The following is an 18,161-nucleotide window of genomic DNA, read 5'->3' as shown; positions in this document are numbered from 1 at the left end:
TGATATATATGACAACACAAGTAGTAAACGTTATTGGCGCAGGTCTTGCAGGAAGCGAAGCAGCTTATCAAATTGCAAAACGTGGTGTCCAAGTAAAATTATATGAAATGAGACCAGTGCGACAAACACCAGCTCATCACACAGATAAATTTGCTGAATTAGTATGTAGTAACTCACTACGCGCAAACACATTAACAAATGCTGTTGGTGTTATTAAAGAAGAAATGCGCCTAATGGATTCTGTCATTATTCGTGCGGCTGATGAGTGCTCTGTACCAGCAGGAGGTGCTTTAGCTGTAGACCGTCATGAATTCGCGGCGAAAGTGACTGAATATGTGAAAAATCATCCGAACGTAACTGTAATGAATGAGGAAATCACTGAAATTCCAGAGGGACCAACTGTTATTGCGACAGGTCCACTTACGTCTCCAAATCTTTCTGCACAATTAAAAAAACTAACAGGTGAAGATTATTTTTATTTCTATGATGCTGCAGCGCCAATCGTTGAGAAGGACAGCATTGATATGAATAAAGTATATTTAAAATCTCGTTATGATAAAGGTGAAGCGGCATATTTAAACTGTCCAATGACAGAAGAAGAGTTCGATCGCTTTTATGAGGCTTTAATTGCTGCTGAGACAGTGCCTTTAAAAGAATTTGAAAAAGAAATTTTCTTTGAAGGTTGTATGCCAGTAGAAGTTATGGCAAGTAGAGGAAGACAGACGTTAGTATTTGGACCGATGAAGCCTGTTGGGTTAGAAGATCCGAAAACAGGGAAAACACCATATGCGGTTGTTCAGTTACGTCAAGATGATGCAGCAGGAACATTATACAATATTGTAGGCTTCCAAACACATTTAAAGTGGGGGCCACAAAAAGAAGTGTTACAGCTAATTCCAGGACTAGAAAACGCAGAGATTGTACGTTATGGTGTAATGCATCGTAATACGTTTATTAATTCGCCTAATTTGCTTCGTCCAACATATCAATATAAACAACGTGATGATTTATTCTTCGCTGGTCAAATGACTGGGGTAGAGGGTTATGTTGAATCAGCAGCATCAGGATTATTAGCGGGTATTAACGCTGCTCGACTTGTACAAGGTGAAGAGCCAGTTGTATTACCACCTGTAACTGCAATGGGAAGTATGGCAAATTATATTACTGCGACAAATGCGAAAAACTTCCAGCCAATGAATGCAAACTTCGGTTTATTTGCACCGTTAGAGAAGAAAATTAAAAAGAAACAAGAGCGAAATGAAGCATATGCTACACGCGCTTTAGAAACAATTCAAAATTTTGTAAATATTTAATTAAATTTCTTGCAAAGGCTACTAAGTTGTGATACGATTTAGTAGCCTTTATTGAGGTGAGTTATATGGATGTGAATGTGAAGAAATTGTTACAATTATTCGTTGGATATTTACAAATTGAAAGAAATTATTCAAAATATACAATTGCAAGTTATCAAAATGATTTAGAACATTTTGTGCAATTTATGGAGCGAGAAGGCATATCCTCTTTTTTAGATGTTACATACGCGGATGTTCGTTTATACTTGACGACGTTGCACGATGAAAAGTTAGCCCGTAAATCTGTCGCAAGGAAAGTATCAAGCTTAAGAAGTTTATATCGTTTTTTGATGCGTGAAGGTTATCAAAAAGATAATCCGTTTGCACTTGCGTCACTCCCCAAGAAAGAATTGTCAATCCCAAAGTTTTTATATGCTGAAGAGTTAGAGGAATTGTTTGAAGTTTCTGATACAGAGACGCCATTAGGTCAAAGGAATCAAGCTTTATTAGAGTTGATGTATGCAACTGGGATTCGTGTAAGCGAATGCGTTAATTTGCAACTTACCGACATTGACTTTGCAGTGGGAACAATTTTAGTGATGGGAAAAGGGAAAAAACAAAGATATATTCCGTTCGGAAGCTATGCACAAGATGCTTTAATTACTTATATAGAGAACGGGAGAAAACAGTTAGCTCAAAAGACTGAAGAACAATCTCATATGGTATTTTTAAATGCGAAAGGTAAGCCGTTAACAGATCAGGGTGTACGTTATGTTTTGAACGAACTCATTAAGAAGGCTTCACTTACAATGCGGATAAATCCCCATATGTTAAGGCATACATTTGCTACACATATGTTGGATGAAGGAGCGGATTTACGTACTGTGCAGGAGCTATTAGGTCATGAGAATTTGTCGACGACACAAATTTATACGCATGTCTCTAAAGAAAGATTGCGTTCTGTGTACATGAAGCATCACCCGCGGGCATAAATTGCTTTTAAAGCTATAAAAACATATAAAGGAGTTTTTTCTATGGGAAATTTCCACGCTACAACGATATTTGCAGTTCATCATAATGGAGAATGTGCAATGGCTGGAGATGGTCAGGTAACGATGGGGAATGCTGTTGTAATGAAACATACAGCTCGCAAAGTTCGCAAACTTTTCCAAGGGAAAGTTTTAGCTGGTTTTGCAGGCTCAGTTGCTGATGCATTTACTCTTTTTGAAATGTTTGAAGGAAAATTAGAAGAGTATAATGGCAACTTGCAGCGCGCTGCAGTTGAGATGGCGAAACAATGGCGTGGTGATAAAATGTTACGTCAGCTAGAAGCAATGCTCATTGTAATGGATAAAACAACGATGCTCCTTGTTTCAGGTACAGGAGAAGTAATTGAACCAGATGATGGTATTTTAGCAATTGGTTCAGGTGGACATTATGCACTTGCTGCTGGTCGTGCTTTAAAGCAACATGCAAGTGAACATTTAACAGCGAAACAAATTGCGAATGCCAGTTTAGAAATTGCAGGCGATATTTGTGTTTATACGAATCACAACATAATTGTTGAAGAATTGTAGAATCGTAAGGGAGGCATTTTATATGCATTTACATTTTACTCCGCGTCAAATTGTGGAAAAATTAGATCAATACATCATCGGTCAAAAAGATGCAAAGAAAGCGGTTGCTGTAGCTCTACGAAATCGATACCGTCGCAGTAAATTAGCTGAAAATTTACGTGATGAAATTGCACCTAAAAACATTTTAATGATTGGACCGACAGGTGTTGGTAAAACAGAGGTAGCACGGCGAATGGCGAAACTCGTTGGAGCACCTTTTATTAAGGTTGAAGCGACGAAATTTACAGAAGTTGGATATGTGGGTCGAGATGTAGAGTCGATGGTCCGCGATCTTGTTGAAACATCCGTTCGTATCGTGAAAGAGGAAATGGTAGTTAAAGTTCAAGATAAAGCGGAAGAGCAAGCGAATCAACGTCTTGTTGAAATTTTAGTGCCGAGTCCGGAGAAACAATCTGGATTTAAAAATCCATTAGAAATGCTTTTTGGTGGTAGCCAAAATTCAAACCAAACATCTGATGCACAGGAAGATGTTGAAATCGAAAAGAAACGTCAAGATGTGGAAAGAAAGCTTGCGGCAGGCCTTCTTGAAGATGAAGTGGTATCGATCGAAGTGACGGAACAACAGTCTTCTATGTTTGATATGTTGCAAGGAACTGGCATGGAGCAAATGGGAATGAATTTCCAAGATGCACTAGGAAGTATCATGCCGAAAAAAACGAAAAAACGTAAACTTTCTGTAAAAGAAGCAAGAAAACTCTTGACAAATGAAGAGGCACAGCGCTTAATTGATATGGATGAAGTTACACAAGAGGCTGTTTATCGTGCTGAACAGCTCGGGATTATTTTTATCGATGAAATTGACAAAATTGCTGGTAAGCAGTCGAATAGCGTAGATGTATCGCGTGAAGGTGTGCAACGTGACATTTTACCGATTGTAGAAGGATCGAATGTTGCAACAAAATACGGATCAGTAAAAACGGATTATATTTTATTTGTTGCAGCTGGAGCGTTCCATATGTCTAAACCGTCGGATTTAATTCCGGAATTGCAAGGGAGATTTCCGATTCGAGTAGAGTTAACAAAATTATCAGTAGATGATTTTGTTAAAATATTAATCGAACCTGACAATGCGTTAATTAAACAATATATGGCATTATTAGCGACTGAAGGTATAGAAATTGAATTTTCAGACGAAGCTATTCGTAAGATTGCTGAGATTGCTTATCAAGTTAATCAGGATACAGATAATATTGGAGCGAGAAGACTCCATACTATTATGGAGAAGCTCCTTGAAGATTTATCGTTTGAAGCATCTGAAATTACGTTAGAGAAAATAACGATAACACCTCAATATGTTGAGGAAAAATTAGCGACAATTGCTAAAAATAAAGATGTGAGCCAGTTTATTTTGTAATAGTGTCATCAGGTGACTCGCCCTAGTTTCCAAGTGATGAAAAAATATGTAAGTAACATGTAGGAGGAACTTTTGAAATGGAATTATTAGCAAAAACGAGAAAATTAAATGCGTTATTACAGAGCGCAGCAGGAAAGCCTGTAAACTTTAGAGAGATGTCTGACACAATGTGTGAAGTAATTGAAGCGAACGTGTTCGTTGTAAGTCGTCGCGGTAAATTATTAGGATATGCGATTCACCAACAAATCGAGAACGAACGCATGAAGCAAATGCTTGCAGAGCGTCAATTCCCAGAAGAGTACACACAAAGCTTATTCAACATTACAGAAACATCTTCTAACTTAGATGTGAACAGTGCTTACACAGCATTCCCAGTAGAAAATAGAGAATTATTCGGTCAAGGTTTAACTACAATCGTACCAATCGTTGGTGGCGGTGAGCGCCTAGGTACACTAGTCTTAGCTCGTCTGGGTCAAGAGTTCTTAGACGATGATTTGATTCTTGCTGAATACAGCTCAACTGTTGTAGGTATGGAAATCTTACGTGAAAAAGCAGAAGAAATCGAAGAGGAAGCACGTAGTAAAGCTGTTGTTCAAATGGCGATTAGCTCATTATCTTACAGTGAGTTAGAAGCAATCGAGCATATCTTCGAAGAATTAAATGGAACAGAAGGTTTACTTGTTGCAAGTAAAATTGCTGATCGCGTAGGAATTACTCGTTCTGTAATCGTAAATGCACTACGTAAATTAGAAAGTGCTGGTGTTATTGAGTCTCGCTCTTTAGGTATGAAAGGAACATACATTAAAGTGCTAAACGACAAGTTTCTACAGGAACTTGCTAAATTAAAAACAAACTAATTTATAAAAAAACTCTCCTCGGTTGAGGAGAGTTTTTTGTTTTTTAAGAGAATGATTTTGCTTACGTAAGGCGTCATGACAACGTTCATTAGAAAACTATTAATTAACCTTCAATTCCTTGCTTAAAGGAATTGAAGGTTGGTAATACTAGAATTTGAGCGTGAAAAAAAGAAAGTTTTACATTGTTCGCATTTTCGACTTGATTGTAATATTTCAGTATGATATAGTAAGCAGTGGTGTCAGTACAAAGTACACACGTTTACTGATTTAAGTGTTGGTGCTACGTTCGTAGTTTCGCTTAGAGATGAAGTAAACGGAGGATATCAAAAACCATTTAGGAGGAACTAAATTATGTCAGTAATTTCTATGAAGCAATTGCTTGAAGCTGGTGTTCATTTCGGACATCAAACTCGTCGTTGGAACCCAAAAATGAAGCGTTACATTTTCACAGAGCGTAACGGTATCTACATCATCGACTTACAAAAAACTGTGAAAAAAGTTGAGGAAGCTTACAGAACGATGCGTGACATCGCTGCTGAAGGTGGAGACATTTTATTCGTAGGTACTAAAAAACAAGCACAAGAAGCTATTAAAGAAGAAGCAACTCGTGCTGGTATGTACTTCGTTAACCAACGTTGGTTAGGTGGAACTTTAACAAACTTCCAAACAATCCAAAAGCGTATCAAGCGTCTTAAAGACATCGAAAGAATGCAAGAAGATGGTACTTTCGAAGTACTTCCTAAGAAAGAAGTTGTTCAACTTAAAAAAGAGTTAGAGCGTCTTGAGAAATTCTTAGGCGGTATTAAAGATATGAAAGGTCTTCCAAGTGCATTATTCGTAGTAGACCCTCGTAAAGAGCGTATTGCAGTTGCTGAAGCACGCAAATTACACATTCCAATCATCGGTATCGTTGATACAAACTGTGATCCAGACGAAATCGATCACGTTATCCCAGCAAACGATGATGCAATTCGTGCTGTAAAACTTCTTACATCTAAAATGGCAGACGCGATCCTTGAAGCAAAACAAGGTGAAGAAACTGTTACTGCGTAACAAATTTGGAAAGGTGATAAGGGGTTCGGCCTTTTATCACCTTTTTTAAGGTATAAACACCTTTATAAAAGGTATAAATACATATTTTAGGAGGATGAAAAATATGGCAATCACTGCACAAATGGTAAAAGAACTTCGTGAAAAAACTGGCGCAGGTATGATGGACTGCAAAAAAGCTTTAACAGAAACTAACGGCGACATGGAGAAAGCAATTGACTTCTTACGTGAAAAAGGTATTGCGAAAGCTGCTAAAAAAGCAGACCGCATCGCTGCTGAAGGTTTAACTTTCATCGAAACAAACGGTAACGACGGTTTAATCTTAGAATTAAACTCTGAAACTGATTTCGTTGCGAAAAACGAAGGTTTCCAAGCTTTAATTAAAGAATTAGCTGCTCACTTATTAGCTAACAAACCAGCTAACGTTGAAGAAGCTATGGCTCAAACAATTGAAGGTGGCAAAACAGTAGAAGAGCACATCAATGAAGCAATCGCTAAAATTGGTGAAAAACTTACACTTCGTCGTTTCGAAATCGTATCAAAAACTGATGCAGATGCATTCGGTGCTTACCTACACATGGGTGGACGCATTGGTGTATTAACAGTTCTTGAAGGTTCTACTGACGAAGCAGCTGCTAAAGATGTAGCAATGCACATTGCAGCAGTTAACCCTAAATACATCGACCGCGATGCTGTAACAGCTGAAGAAGTTGAGCATGAGCGTCAAGTATTAACACAACAAGCTTTAAACGAAGGCAAGCCTGAAAAAATCGTTGCAAAAATGGTAGAAGGCCGTCTTGGCAAATTCTTTGAAGAGATTTGCTTACTTGACCAAGCATTCGTTAAAAACCCTGATATGAAAGTTCGTCAATTCGTTGAGTCTAAAGGCGGAACATTAAAAGGATTCGTTCGCTACGCTGTTGGTGAAGGTATCGAAAAACGCGAAGACAACTTTGCTGAAGAAGTAATGAACCAAGTAAAAGGTAACAACTAATACAGATTAGGGAACACATTGTGTTCCCTTTTTTAAAATAAAGATGTAAGCAATTGGAGGTTCATTATGAGTACACCGAAATATAATCGTGTCGTTTTAAAGCTGAGCGGAGAAGCTTTAGCTGGCGAGCAAGGATTTGGAATTAACCCGGCTGTTATTAAGTCAGTTGCGGAACAAGTGAAAGAAATTGCAGAACTTGATGTAGAGGTTGCTGTTGTTGTTGGTGGCGGTAACATTTGGCGTGGGAAAATTGGAAGTGAAATGGGCATGGATCGTGCAGGAGCAGATTACATGGGCATGTTAGCAACAGTTATGAATTCATTAGCTCTTCAAGATAGCTTGGAGAACATTGGAATTCAAACTCGCGTACAAACTTCAATTGAGATGCGTCAAGTGGCAGAGCCTTACATTCGTCGTAAAGCAATCCGTCACTTAGAGAAAAAACGTGTTGTTATCTTTGCAGCAGGTACTGGTAACCCATACTTCTCTACAGATACAACAGCAGCATTACGTGCAGCGGAAATCGAAGCGGACGTTATTTTAATGGCGAAAAACAATGTAGATGGCGTATATAGTGCAGATCCATCTATTGACCCAACAGCTACGAAATACGAAACACTTACTTACTTAGATGTATTAAAAGAAGGTTTAGGTGTAATGGATTCTACAGCTTCTTCTTTATGTATGGATAATGATATTCCATTAATTGTATTCTCGGTTATGGAAAAAGGTAATATTAAACGTGCCGTTTTAGGCGAAAATATTGGAACAGTTGTAAGGGGGAAATAAATATGGGACAACAAGTATTGAAGTCTTCAAATGAAAAAATGGAAAAAGCAGTTGCTGCTTATTCTCGTGAATTAGCAACAGTTCGCGCTGGTCGTGCAAGCTCGTCTGTATTAGATAAGGTACAAGTTGATTACTATGGTGCACCAACACCAGTTGTGCAATTAGCGAACATTACAGTTCCAGAAGCGCGTTTACTTGTAATTCAACCTTATGATAAAACTTCTATCGGTGATATTGAAAAAGCAATTTTAAAAGCAGATTTAGGCTTAAACCCTTCTAATGATGGAACTGTAATTCGTATTGCATTCCCTGCATTAACAGAAGAGCGTCGTCGTGATCTTGTAAAAGTTGTGAAAAAATATGCTGAAGAAGCAAAAGTTGCTGTTCGTAACGTACGTCGTGATGGTAATGACGATCTTAAGAAGCTTGAAAAAGCTGGCGAAATTACAGAAGACGATTTAAGAGGATATACTGAAGATATCCAAAAAGAAACAGATAAATATATTGCAAAAGTTGACGAAATCGCAAAAAACAAAGAAAAAGAAATCATGGAAGTGTAATAGCGATAACTTCGCAAATATGACCCTCTTCTTAAGGGGGTCTTTTTACACTTTTAGGCATACGTCTGCTTGTTGGAGGGTATGAATGATGTTTAAAAAGTTTCCTTTTTTTAAAGCTAAAAAGGTCACATCGTTTGATCATCTCATTGAAGAAGTGAAAAAAGGATATATCCCAGAACATATTGCTATTATTATGGATGGTAATGGAAGATGGGCGAAGAGAAGAGCGATGCCTCGCATTGCTGGACATCATGAAGGCATGCAAGTTGTGAAGAAAATTACAAAATTTGCAAGTAAACTTGGTGTGAAAGTATTAACTCTTTATGCTTTTTCGACTGAGAACTGGAAAAGACCGAAAAAGGAAGTTGATTATTTGATGAAACTTCCAGAAGAATTTCTAGGTACATTTTTACCAGAATTGATTGAAGAAAACGTACAAGTCCGAGTAATAGGGCAAAAAGATCGTCTCCCTACGCATACGCGCAGAGCGATGGAAAAAGCCATGGAAGATACGAAAGAGAATACGGGATTAATTCTTAATTTCGCGTTAAACTATGGAAGTCGAGATGAAATCGTTTCTGCTGTGCAACATATGATGAAAGATAGTGAGGAAGGAAAAATTCGTACTGAAGAAATAAATGAAGAAATAATTTCTTCTTACTTAATGACGAGTTCTTTACCTGATCCAGAGTTGTTAATCCGTACAAGCGGAGAACTACGTATTAGTAATTTCATGTTATGGCAAATTGCTTATTCAGAATTTTGGTTTACAGATGTGTATTGGCCAGATTTTACCGAGGAACATTTGCTAAATGCGATTACAGACTTTCAGCATAGAGGGCGCAGATTCGGAGGCGTGTAGAAAGAGAGGGTTTGGTAGTGAAACAGAGAATTATTACTGGAGTGATTGCTGCCGCGCTATTCATTCCCATCGTAATTTACGGTGGTGTGCCTTTTACAGTTTTAGTGTATGCACTTGCTTCTATAGGTTTATATGAATTAATTCGTATGAACAAGCTTACGCTTATTTCGGTACCGACAGTTTTAGCTGCAGTATTATTGTGGGTTATTTTAATTCCAAGTAGTGCATCAGAGCTGTTTACATGGATTGGATTAGGTAAATTAGAAATCACATTTGTGATTGTTTTATTACTTTTATCATATACAGTCCTTTCTAAGAATACATTTACTTTTGACAATGCTTCATTTTTACTTATGGCAACGACATATGTTGGAATGGGATTCTTATATTTAAATGAAACGAGAATATTGGGAATCAAATATGTGTTCTGTGCACTATTTGTCATTTGGGCAACTGATTCAGGTGCATATTTCATAGGAAAAGCATTTGGAAAAAGAAAATTGTGGCCAGAAATTAGTCCGAATAAAACGATTGAAGGTTCATTAGGCGGTATTGTTTGTGGAATTGTTGTTGCACTTGTTTACAACATGTTCTTCCCAGTTGAAGCGAATATAGGAGTTTTAATCGTTCTGACGATTATCATTTCTATTTTTGGACAAATTGGTGATTTAGTGCAATCTGCATTTAAACGCCATTATGGTGTAAAGGATTCAGGTACAATTTTACCTGGGCATGGTGGTATATTAGATCGAACAGATAGTTGGTTATTTGTGTTACCAATTCTATACTTCTTATTACAATATAATTAATAAATGAACGAGGGGTTGGAGTCATGAAAAACATTAGTTTATTAGGTGCAAGCGGATCAATCGGTACACAAACATTAGATGTGTTACGCTCGCACCCAGACCAATTCCGTCTCGTTGCTTTTTCTGTAGGGAAAAATGTTGACTACGCAGTAAAGGTAATTCAAGAATTTTCTCCGCAAATTGTCTCTGTGCAAAGAGAGGAAGATGTTTTAAAATTACAAGCTGTTTCTGGTAATACAAAAGTCGTATATGGTAGCGAAGGCTTATTAGAAGTAGCGTTACACCCAGATACAGAAATTGTAGTGAATGCTGTAGTAGGTAGCGTAGGGTTGTTACCGACACTCCGCGCAATTGAGGCAAAAAAAACAATTGGAATTGCAAACAAAGAAACTTTAGTAACTGCAGGGCATCTTGTAATGGAAGCAGCACGAAAACATAACGTGTCGTTACTTCCGGTAGATAGTGAACATTCAGCTATTTTTCAATGCTTGAATGGTGAAAATGAAAAAAGGATCTCTCGACTAATTATCACTGCTTCAGGCGGAAGTTTTCGTGATAAAACGAGAGATGAATTGCATCATGTGACCGTAGAAGATGCGCTTCGTCATCCAAACTGGTCAATGGGTTCGAAAATTACAATTGATTCTGCTACAATGATGAATAAGGGGCTAGAAGTAATTGAAGCACACTGGCTTTTTGGTATCCCTTATGAGCAAATCGATGTTGTTCTACATAAAGAAAGTATTATTCATTCTATGGTTGAATTTGAAGATCGTAGTGTAATGGCGCAGCTTGGCTCACCTGATATGCGAGTACCAATTCAATACGCGCTTACATATCCCGATAGATTACCTCTTTCAGACACGAAACAGTTAAATTTATGGGAAATGGGAACATTGCATTTTGAGAAAATGAATCAAGAACGTTTCCGTTGTCTACGTTTCGCGTATGAAGCTGGAAAAACAGGTGGAAGTATGCCAGCTGTAATGAATGCGGCAAATGAAGTAGCTGTTGAAGCTTTTTTACAAAAGAGAATTGGTTTCTTAACGGTTGAAGACCTCATTGAAAAAGCAATGCACCATCACAATGTCATTGCGCGTCCGAGCTTAGAGGAAATTCAGGAAATTGATGCAGCCACAAGACGGTTTGTGATGGAACAAATTTAGCAAAGGTGGTTATGGAATTGAATACAGCGATTGCCTTTATATTAATTTTCGGTGCACTCGTATTTTTCCATGAGCTAGGGCATCTATATTTCGCAAAAAGAGCAGGTATTTTGTGCCGCGAGTTTGCGATTGGTTTTGGTCCGAAAATATTCTCATTTGAGAAGAATGAAACGGTGTATACGATTCGATTACTGCCCCTTGGTGGCTATGTAAGAATGGCTGGCGAGGATGCGGATACAGTTGAGTTAAAGCCCGGGAAAAAGGTTGGCCTTGTATTAAATGAAAAAGACGAAGTTGTGAAATTAGTTTTTGACGGACATGAAAAATATCCAAATGTTCGTGTCATTGAAGTCGAACAAGCTGATTTAGAACACAATCTTACAATTTCGGGATATGAAGAGTACGAGGAAGAGCAGCAAACATTCCGAGTGAATGAAAAAGCTCGTATCATTTCTGCGGGAGAAGAAATCCAAATCGCTCCGTATAATAGACAATTTGGCTCTAAAAAGTTGGGCCAACGTGCTCTAACAATTTTTGCAGGTCCTGCAATGAACTTTATTCTAGCATTTGTTATTTTTGTGATTCTTGGATTTGTACAAGGAGTTCCTGTTGACAAACCGATGGTCGGAAAAGTAATGGAGAATAGTGCTGCAGAACAAGCTGGATTAAAAGAAAATGATACAATTCAAGCGATTAATGGGAAGAACACTAGTACATGGAAAGATGTTGTATCAATTGTTCGTGAAAACCCAAATAAAGAAATTACGTTACAAGTAAAGCGTGATAGTGAGCAATTTAATGTAAAAGTAACACCAACGGTTGATAAAGAAGGAAAAGAAGAAGTTGGTAGAATTGGTGTTTACTCTCCTGTAGAGAAAACAGTGATGGGTTCTATTAAATCAGGATTTGAGCAAACGTACCAATGGACGAAACTAATTTTTGATTCTCTTGTGAAATTAGTAACGGGTCAATTTTCTATTAATGAGTTGTCAGGTCCAGTAGGAATTTATAATCTAACAGATCAAGTTGTAGAGTATGGATTTACGCGTGTACTAAGTTTAGCAGCAGTTTTAAGTATTAACCTTGGTTTATTTAATTTATTACCAGTCCCAGCTTTAGACGGTGGACGTTTGTTCTTCTTCTTAATTGAAGCGTTAAGAGGCAAACCGATTGATCGTCAAAAAGAAGGAATGGTTCACTTTATTGGTTTTGCATTATTAATGTTGCTTATGTTAGTTGTAACATGGAATGACATCCGTAAGTTTTTCTTGTAAAATAAGATGAAGTTTATAATGAAATAAAGCTCGTAGAATAAAATCCCTCACCTAACTCGAGGTGAGGGGTTTTACTGCGTGTAAGAGTAAAATGAAGAGGTGCGAATCAATGAAACAAAGTATGGTATTCAGTCCTACATTACGTGAAGTTCCAGCCGATGCTGAAATTAAGAGTCATCAATTATTACTTCGCGCAGGGTTTATGCGTCAAAATGCTTCAGGTATTTATAGTTTTCTACCATTTGGTCTAAAAGTATTACACAAAGTAGAACGTATTGTTCGTGAAGAAATGGAGCGCGCAGGAGCTGTAGAATTATTAATGCCAGCTATGCAAGCTGCAGAATTATGGCAAGAATCAGGCCGTTGGTATTCTTACGGATCTGAATTAATGCGTATGAAAGATCGTAACGCTCGTGAATTTGCATTAGGGGCGACACATGAAGAAGTAATTACTGATCTTGTACGTGATGAAGTAAAATCATATAAAAAATTACCGTTAACACTATATCAAATTCAAACAAAGTTCCGTGATGAGCAAAGACCACGTTTCGGTTTATTACGCGGAAGAGAATTTTTAATGAAAGATGCATATTCTTTCCATGCAACACAAGAAAGTTTAGATGAAGTATATAGCCGTTTATACGAAGCGTATTCTAATATCTTTGCTCGTTGTGGTTTGAATTTCCGTGCGGTTATTGCTGATTCTGGAGCAATGGGCGGAAAAGATACACATGAATTTATGGTATTATCAGATGTTGGTGAAGATACAATTGCATACTCTGATACATCTAATTATGCAGCGAACATTGAAATGGCTCCTGTTGTAGCTACGTATACGAAGAGTGACGAAGCAGAAAAGGCACTTGAAAAAGTAGCAACACCAGATCAAAAAGCAATTGAAGAAGTATCTGCATTCTTAAACATTGAAGCGGAAAAGTGCATTAAGTCTATGGTATTTAAAGTAGACGAGAAATTAGTAGTTGTACTTGTTCGTGGTGATCATGAAGTAAACGATGTAAAAGTGAAAAATGTATACGGCGCTTCAGTTGTTGAACTTGCTTCTCATGAAGAAGTAAAAGAATTATTAAATTGTGAAGTTGGTTCATTAGGACCGATTGGTGTGACAGGCGATGTAGAAATTATTGCTGACCATGCTGTAGCATCAATTGTAAACGGATGTTCAGGAGCGAACGAAGAAGGGTTCCATTATGTAAATGTAAATCCAGAACGTGACTTTAAAGTAAGTCAATATACAGATTTACGTTTCATCCAAGAAGGAGATCAATCTCCAGATGGAAACGGAACAATTCTTTTCGCACGTGGCATTGAAGTTGGTCATGTATTCAAATTAGGAACTCGTTATAGTGAAGCGATGAACGCAACATTCCTAGATGAAAACGGAAAAACAAAACCACTTATTATGGGTTGTTACGGTATTGGTGTATCTCGTACAGTGGCAGCAATTGCAGAGCAGTTTAATGATGAGAACGGTCTAGTTTGGCCAAAAGCTGTTGCACCGTTCCATGTGCATGTAATTCCAGTAAATATGAAATCTGATGCACAACGTGAAATGGGTGAAAACATCTACAACTCATTACAAGAGCAAGGATACGAAGTATTACTAGATGATCGTGCAGAACGTGCAGGTGTTAAATTTGCAGATGCAGATTTATTCGGCCTTCCAGTTCGCGTTACAGTTGGTAAAAAAGCAGATGAAGGTATTGTAGAAGTGAAAGTACGTGCTACAGGCGAGTCTGAAGAAGTGAAAGTAGAAGAACTTCAAACATATATTGCAAATATTTTAAAATAAGAAGAGGTACCTCGTAATGAGGTACCTTCTCTTTCTTTGTAAACGTATTTTGTAAAAGAAGAAGGTAGAAATCTTTCTTTGTAGTACGTTTCAATTTATAATAGCAAGTGGAAGGAGAGTGCTTATGTCATTAACAAATGAACAACAAGAGCGATTTCAAATTTTGCTCCAGCAGTTGCAAATACCAGAAGACCTTATAAATCAATATTTACATGGCGGTGGTATTGAAAAGCTAGTTATTGATAAAGCGAATAAAAGCTGGCATTTTGACTTACAAGTGCCACGTATTTTGCCGACAGAATTATATGAATTGCTAGAAACAAAGCTTAAGCAATCATTTTCTCATATTGCAAGAACAACATTTGCATTAGAAACAGAGAATAAACAATTTACAGAAGAAGAAGTTAAAGCGTATTGGCCGCTTTGTACGGAACGAATTACATTTTCACCTATGTTCGCATACTTAAAGAAGCAACTTCCGCAGGTCAATGGCGTGAAGTTACTATTAAATGTGAATAATGAACTGGAATCTACAGCCTTAAAGAAAAACGTTGCGAAACCAGTAGGTGATCAATACGAAGCTTTTGGATTCCCACGTTTTCAGTTAGACACACATATAAAGCAAAATGCAGAAGAGATGCAAAAGTTTCGTGAGCAAACTCAGCAAGAAGACCGTCAGCGTGTTATACAAGCTATGGAAGAAATGGCGAAGAAGCAGGCTGAAGAAAGCAGTGTTGTGCATGAAGGACCGATTGTACTCGGGTATCTTATTAAGCCAGATGAAGAGATTACACCGATGCGAGAAATTCAAGATGAAGAAAGAAGAAAAACGGTTCAAGGGTATGTCTTCCATGTAGAAACAAAAGAGCTTCGTAGTGGCCGTACGTTATTAACCTTAAAAATAACAGATTATACGGATTCTATTATGATCAAAATGTTCTCTCGTGATAAAGAAGATATTCCAATGCTACAATCCTTGAAAAAAGGAATGTGGGTGAAAGCACGTGGTTCTGTTCAAAATGATACATTCGTTCGAGATTTAGTAATGATTGCAAATGATATTAATGAAATAACAGGGCCGTCTCGTAAAGATAAAGCGCCAGAAGGCGAAAAACGTGTAGAGCTTCACCTTCATACTCCAATGAGCCAAATGGATGCTGTTACTCCTGTTTCTAGGCTTGTTGCTCAAGCAGGTAAATGGGGGCATGAGGCTATTGCAGTTACAGACCATGCTGTTGCGCAGTCATTCCCAGAAGCATATTCTGCTGGTAAAAAGGCTGGAGTTAAAGTTATATACGGTGTAGAAGCAAATTTAGTTAATGATGGTGTACCGATCGCTTATAACGAAGCACATCGTCTACTTGCAGAAGAAACATATGTTGTCTTTGACGTTGAGACAACAGGATTATCTGCTGTATATGACACAGTCATTGAGTTAGCTGCTGTAAAGGTAAAAGGTGGCGAAATTATTGATCGCTTTGAATCTTTCGCAAATCCTCATCAACCATTATCGGCGACGATTATTGAATTAACAGGTATTACTGATGATATGTTAACTGATGCACCAGAAGTGGCCGAAGTGTTTAAGAAGTTCGAGGAATGGATGGGTGACCATACACTTGTTGCTCATAACGCAAGCTTCGATATGGGATTCATTAATGTCGGCTTTAAAAAGGCCGGGCTAGAAAAAACGAAAAATCCAGTTATTGATACGTTAGAACTTGCACGGTTCTTATTCCCGGAAATGAAAAATCATCGGTTAAATACGATGTGTAAAAAGCTTGATATCGAATTAACGCAACATCACCGTGCGATTTATGATACAGAAGCAACGGGATATTTACTTGTGAAAATGTTAAAAGATGTGATTGAAAAGGGATTTGAATATCACGATCAACTAAACGATAGTATGGGGCAAGGGGATGCATATAAACGTGGGCGTCCAAGTCATATGACATTACTTGCCACATCAGACGTTGGATTGAAAAATTTATATAAACTTGTTTCCTATTCTCATCTGAATTACTTTTACCGTGTACCACGTGTACCACGATCATTATTAAAAAAATATCGCGAAGGTATATTAGTAGGCACGGCTTGTGATAAAGGTGAAGTGTTTGAAGCGATGATGCAAAAAGCACCTGAAGAGGTAGAAGAAATTGCACAGTTCTACGACTATATTGAGGTTATGCCTCCAGAAGTGTTACGTCATTTAGTAGAACGTGAGCTTGTCCGAGATGAAGGACAATTAAAAACAATTATTTCTAACTTAGTAAAACTAGGTGAGACGTTAGATAAACCAGTTGTTGCTACGGGGAATGTGCATTATTTAGATCCAGAAGATGCGATGTATCGTAAAATTTTAGTAAGTTCACAGGGCGGAGCAAATCCGTTAAATCGCCATTCATTACCGCCTGTACATTTCCGTACAACAGATGAAATGCTAGATTGTTTTTCATTCTTAGGTGAAGATACAGCGAAAGAAATTGTTGTAACAAATACACAAAAGATTGCATCATTAATTGGTGATGTTCATCCAGTAAAAGATGATTTATACACACCGAAAATTGAAGGTGCCGATGATGAAACACGTGAAATGAGTTATAAAATGGCGCGTAGTATTTATGGTGAAGAATTACCGGAAATTGTAGAGGCCCGTCTGGAAAAAGAATTGAAAAGTATTATTGGGCATGGATTCGCCGTTATTTATTTAATTTCGCATAAACTTGTGAAAAAGTCGTTAGTAGACGGCTATCTAGTAGGTTCGCGTGGATCGGTAGGATCATCATTTGTTGCAACGATGATGGAAATTACAGAAGTAAACCCATTACCACCGCACTATGTATGTCCAAAGTGTAAACAATCAGAGTTCTTTAATGACGGTTCTGTAGGTTCTGGTTTTGACTTGCCAGATAAAGAATGTCCAACATGTAATGTTTCATACGTGAAAGATGGACATGATATTCCGTTCGAAACGTTCCTTGGATTTAAAGGAGATAAGGTGCCCGATATCGATTTGAACTTCTCCGGAGAATACCAACCGCGTGCTCATAACTATACGAAAGTACTGTTCGGTGAGGATTATGTATACCGTGCTGGAACAATTGGTACGGTTGCAGAAAAAACCGCTTATGGGTATGTAAAAGGTTATGCTAATGATCATAACTTAACAATTCGAAATGCAGAGATCGATCGCTTAGTAGCGGGATGTACGGGAGTAAAGCGTACAACCGGACAGCATCCAGGTGGTATTATCGTTGTGCCAGATTACATGGATATTTTCGACTTTTCGCCAATTCAGTTTCCCGCTGATTCAATAGGGGCTGAGTGGAGAACAACGCACTTTGACTTCCATTCCATTCATGATAATTTATTGAAGCTTGATATATTAGGACACGATGATCCGACCGTTATTCGTATGCTTCAAGATTTAAGTGGTATTGATCCGAAAACAATTCCAACGGATGATCCGGAAGTAATGAAGATTTTCTCAGGTCCAGAATCTTTAGGAGTAACGGAAGAACAAATTAACTGTAAAACAGGTACACTTGGTATACCAGAGTTTGGTACGAAATTCGTAAGACAAATGTTAGAAGAAACGAAACCAACGACGTTTTCAGAGCTTGTCCAAATTTCTGGACTGTCCCATGGTACAGATGTATGGCTAGGTAATGCGAACGAATTAATTTATAACGGTACGTGTACAC

Annotated in this window: 15 protein-coding genes; all 15 read left to right on the top strand. The window is 37.8% G+C overall.

The window, feature by feature from the left end; all coding sequences use genetic code 11:
* Window positions 1-8 precede the first annotated feature (8 nt).
* Window positions 9-1,313: an FADH(2)-oxidizing methylenetetrahydrofolate--tRNA-(uracil(54)-C(5))-methyltransferase TrmFO gene (trmFO, locus tag VK90_RS15000; protein ID WP_048373913.1), complete on the top strand. Its 1,305-nt coding sequence runs from the start codon at window positions 9-11 to the stop codon at window positions 1,311-1,313.
* A gap of 71 nt (window positions 1,314-1,384) precedes the next feature.
* Complete coding sequence (gene xerC / locus VK90_RS14995; protein WP_082147959.1) at window positions 1,385-2,284, top strand: tyrosine recombinase XerC; 900 nt, start codon at window positions 1,385-1,387, stop codon at window positions 2,282-2,284.
* 42 nt (window positions 2,285-2,326) lie between these two features.
* Window positions 2,327-2,869 carry an ATP-dependent protease proteolytic subunit HslV gene (gene hslV / locus VK90_RS14990; protein WP_002173095.1) on the top strand — a complete coding sequence of 181 codons (543 nt, stop codon included), beginning with the start codon at window positions 2,327-2,329 and terminating at the stop codon, window positions 2,867-2,869.
* 22 nt (window positions 2,870-2,891) lie between these two features.
* Window positions 2,892-4,283, top strand: a complete 1,392-nt coding sequence (hslU, locus tag VK90_RS14985) for an ATP-dependent protease ATPase subunit HslU (RefSeq protein ID WP_048373910.1) — start codon at window positions 2,892-2,894, stop codon at window positions 4,281-4,283.
* 77 nt (window positions 4,284-4,360) lie between these two features.
* Window positions 4,361-5,140, top strand: a complete 780-nt coding sequence (gene codY / locus VK90_RS14980) for a GTP-sensing pleiotropic transcriptional regulator CodY (protein WP_000421290.1) — start codon at window positions 4,361-4,363, stop codon at window positions 5,138-5,140.
* A 351-nt stretch (window positions 5,141-5,491) separates the two neighbouring features.
* Entirely contained in the window at window positions 5,492-6,193 is a 702-nt protein-coding gene (gene rpsB / locus VK90_RS14975) for a 30S ribosomal protein S2 (RefSeq protein ID WP_000111485.1), read from the top strand.
* A gap of 103 nt (window positions 6,194-6,296) precedes the next feature.
* Window positions 6,297-7,184 carry a translation elongation factor Ts gene (gene tsf / locus VK90_RS14970; protein WP_001018579.1) on the top strand — a complete coding sequence of 296 codons (888 nt, stop codon included), beginning with the start codon at window positions 6,297-6,299 and terminating at the stop codon, window positions 7,182-7,184.
* 66 nt (window positions 7,185-7,250) lie between these two features.
* Window positions 7,251-7,973: a UMP kinase gene (gene pyrH, locus VK90_RS14965; RefSeq protein WP_002173093.1), complete on the top strand. Its 723-nt coding sequence runs from the start codon at window positions 7,251-7,253 to the stop codon at window positions 7,971-7,973.
* Window positions 7,974-7,975: 2 nt separating this feature from the next.
* The gene (gene frr, locus VK90_RS14960) at window positions 7,976-8,533 is read left to right on the top strand and encodes a ribosome recycling factor (protein ID WP_000531505.1); all 558 of its coding nucleotides are present in this window, start codon (window positions 7,976-7,978) and stop codon (window positions 8,531-8,533) included.
* Between the two features lie 85 nt (window positions 8,534-8,618).
* Window positions 8,619-9,395 (top strand): isoprenyl transferase, encoded by a 777-nt coding sequence (gene uppS / locus VK90_RS14955; protein WP_002173092.1) that lies wholly within the window; start codon window positions 8,619-8,621, stop codon window positions 9,393-9,395.
* A gap of 17 nt (window positions 9,396-9,412) precedes the next feature.
* On the top strand, window positions 9,413-10,204 hold the full coding sequence (gene cdsA / locus VK90_RS14950) for a phosphatidate cytidylyltransferase (protein ID WP_002173091.1): 792 nt from the start codon (window positions 9,413-9,415) through the stop codon (window positions 10,202-10,204).
* A gap of 23 nt (window positions 10,205-10,227) precedes the next feature.
* Window positions 10,228-11,370 (top strand): 1-deoxy-D-xylulose-5-phosphate reductoisomerase, encoded by a 1,143-nt coding sequence (gene dxr, locus VK90_RS14945; RefSeq protein ID WP_002173090.1) that lies wholly within the window; start codon window positions 10,228-10,230, stop codon window positions 11,368-11,370.
* A 17-nt stretch (window positions 11,371-11,387) separates the two neighbouring features.
* Window positions 11,388-12,644 carry an RIP metalloprotease RseP gene (gene rseP / locus VK90_RS14940; RefSeq protein WP_002173089.1) on the top strand — a complete coding sequence of 419 codons (1,257 nt, stop codon included), beginning with the start codon at window positions 11,388-11,390 and terminating at the stop codon, window positions 12,642-12,644.
* A 109-nt stretch (window positions 12,645-12,753) separates the two neighbouring features.
* On the top strand, window positions 12,754-14,454 hold the full coding sequence (locus VK90_RS14935) for a proline--tRNA ligase (RefSeq protein WP_002173088.1): 1,701 nt from the start codon (window positions 12,754-12,756) through the stop codon (window positions 14,452-14,454).
* Window positions 14,455-14,578: 124 nt separating this feature from the next.
* Window positions 14,579-18,161, top strand: a 3,583-nt coding sequence (locus VK90_RS14930) for a PolC-type DNA polymerase III (RefSeq protein WP_048373902.1), incomplete at its 3' end; no start/stop codon positions are given.

This window comes from Bacillus sp. LK2 (assembly GCF_001043575.1).
GTDB lineage: Bacteria > Bacillota > Bacilli > Bacillales > Bacillaceae_G > Bacillus_A > Bacillus_A paramycoides.
This window is presented reverse-complemented; position numbering and strand designations above follow the sequence as displayed.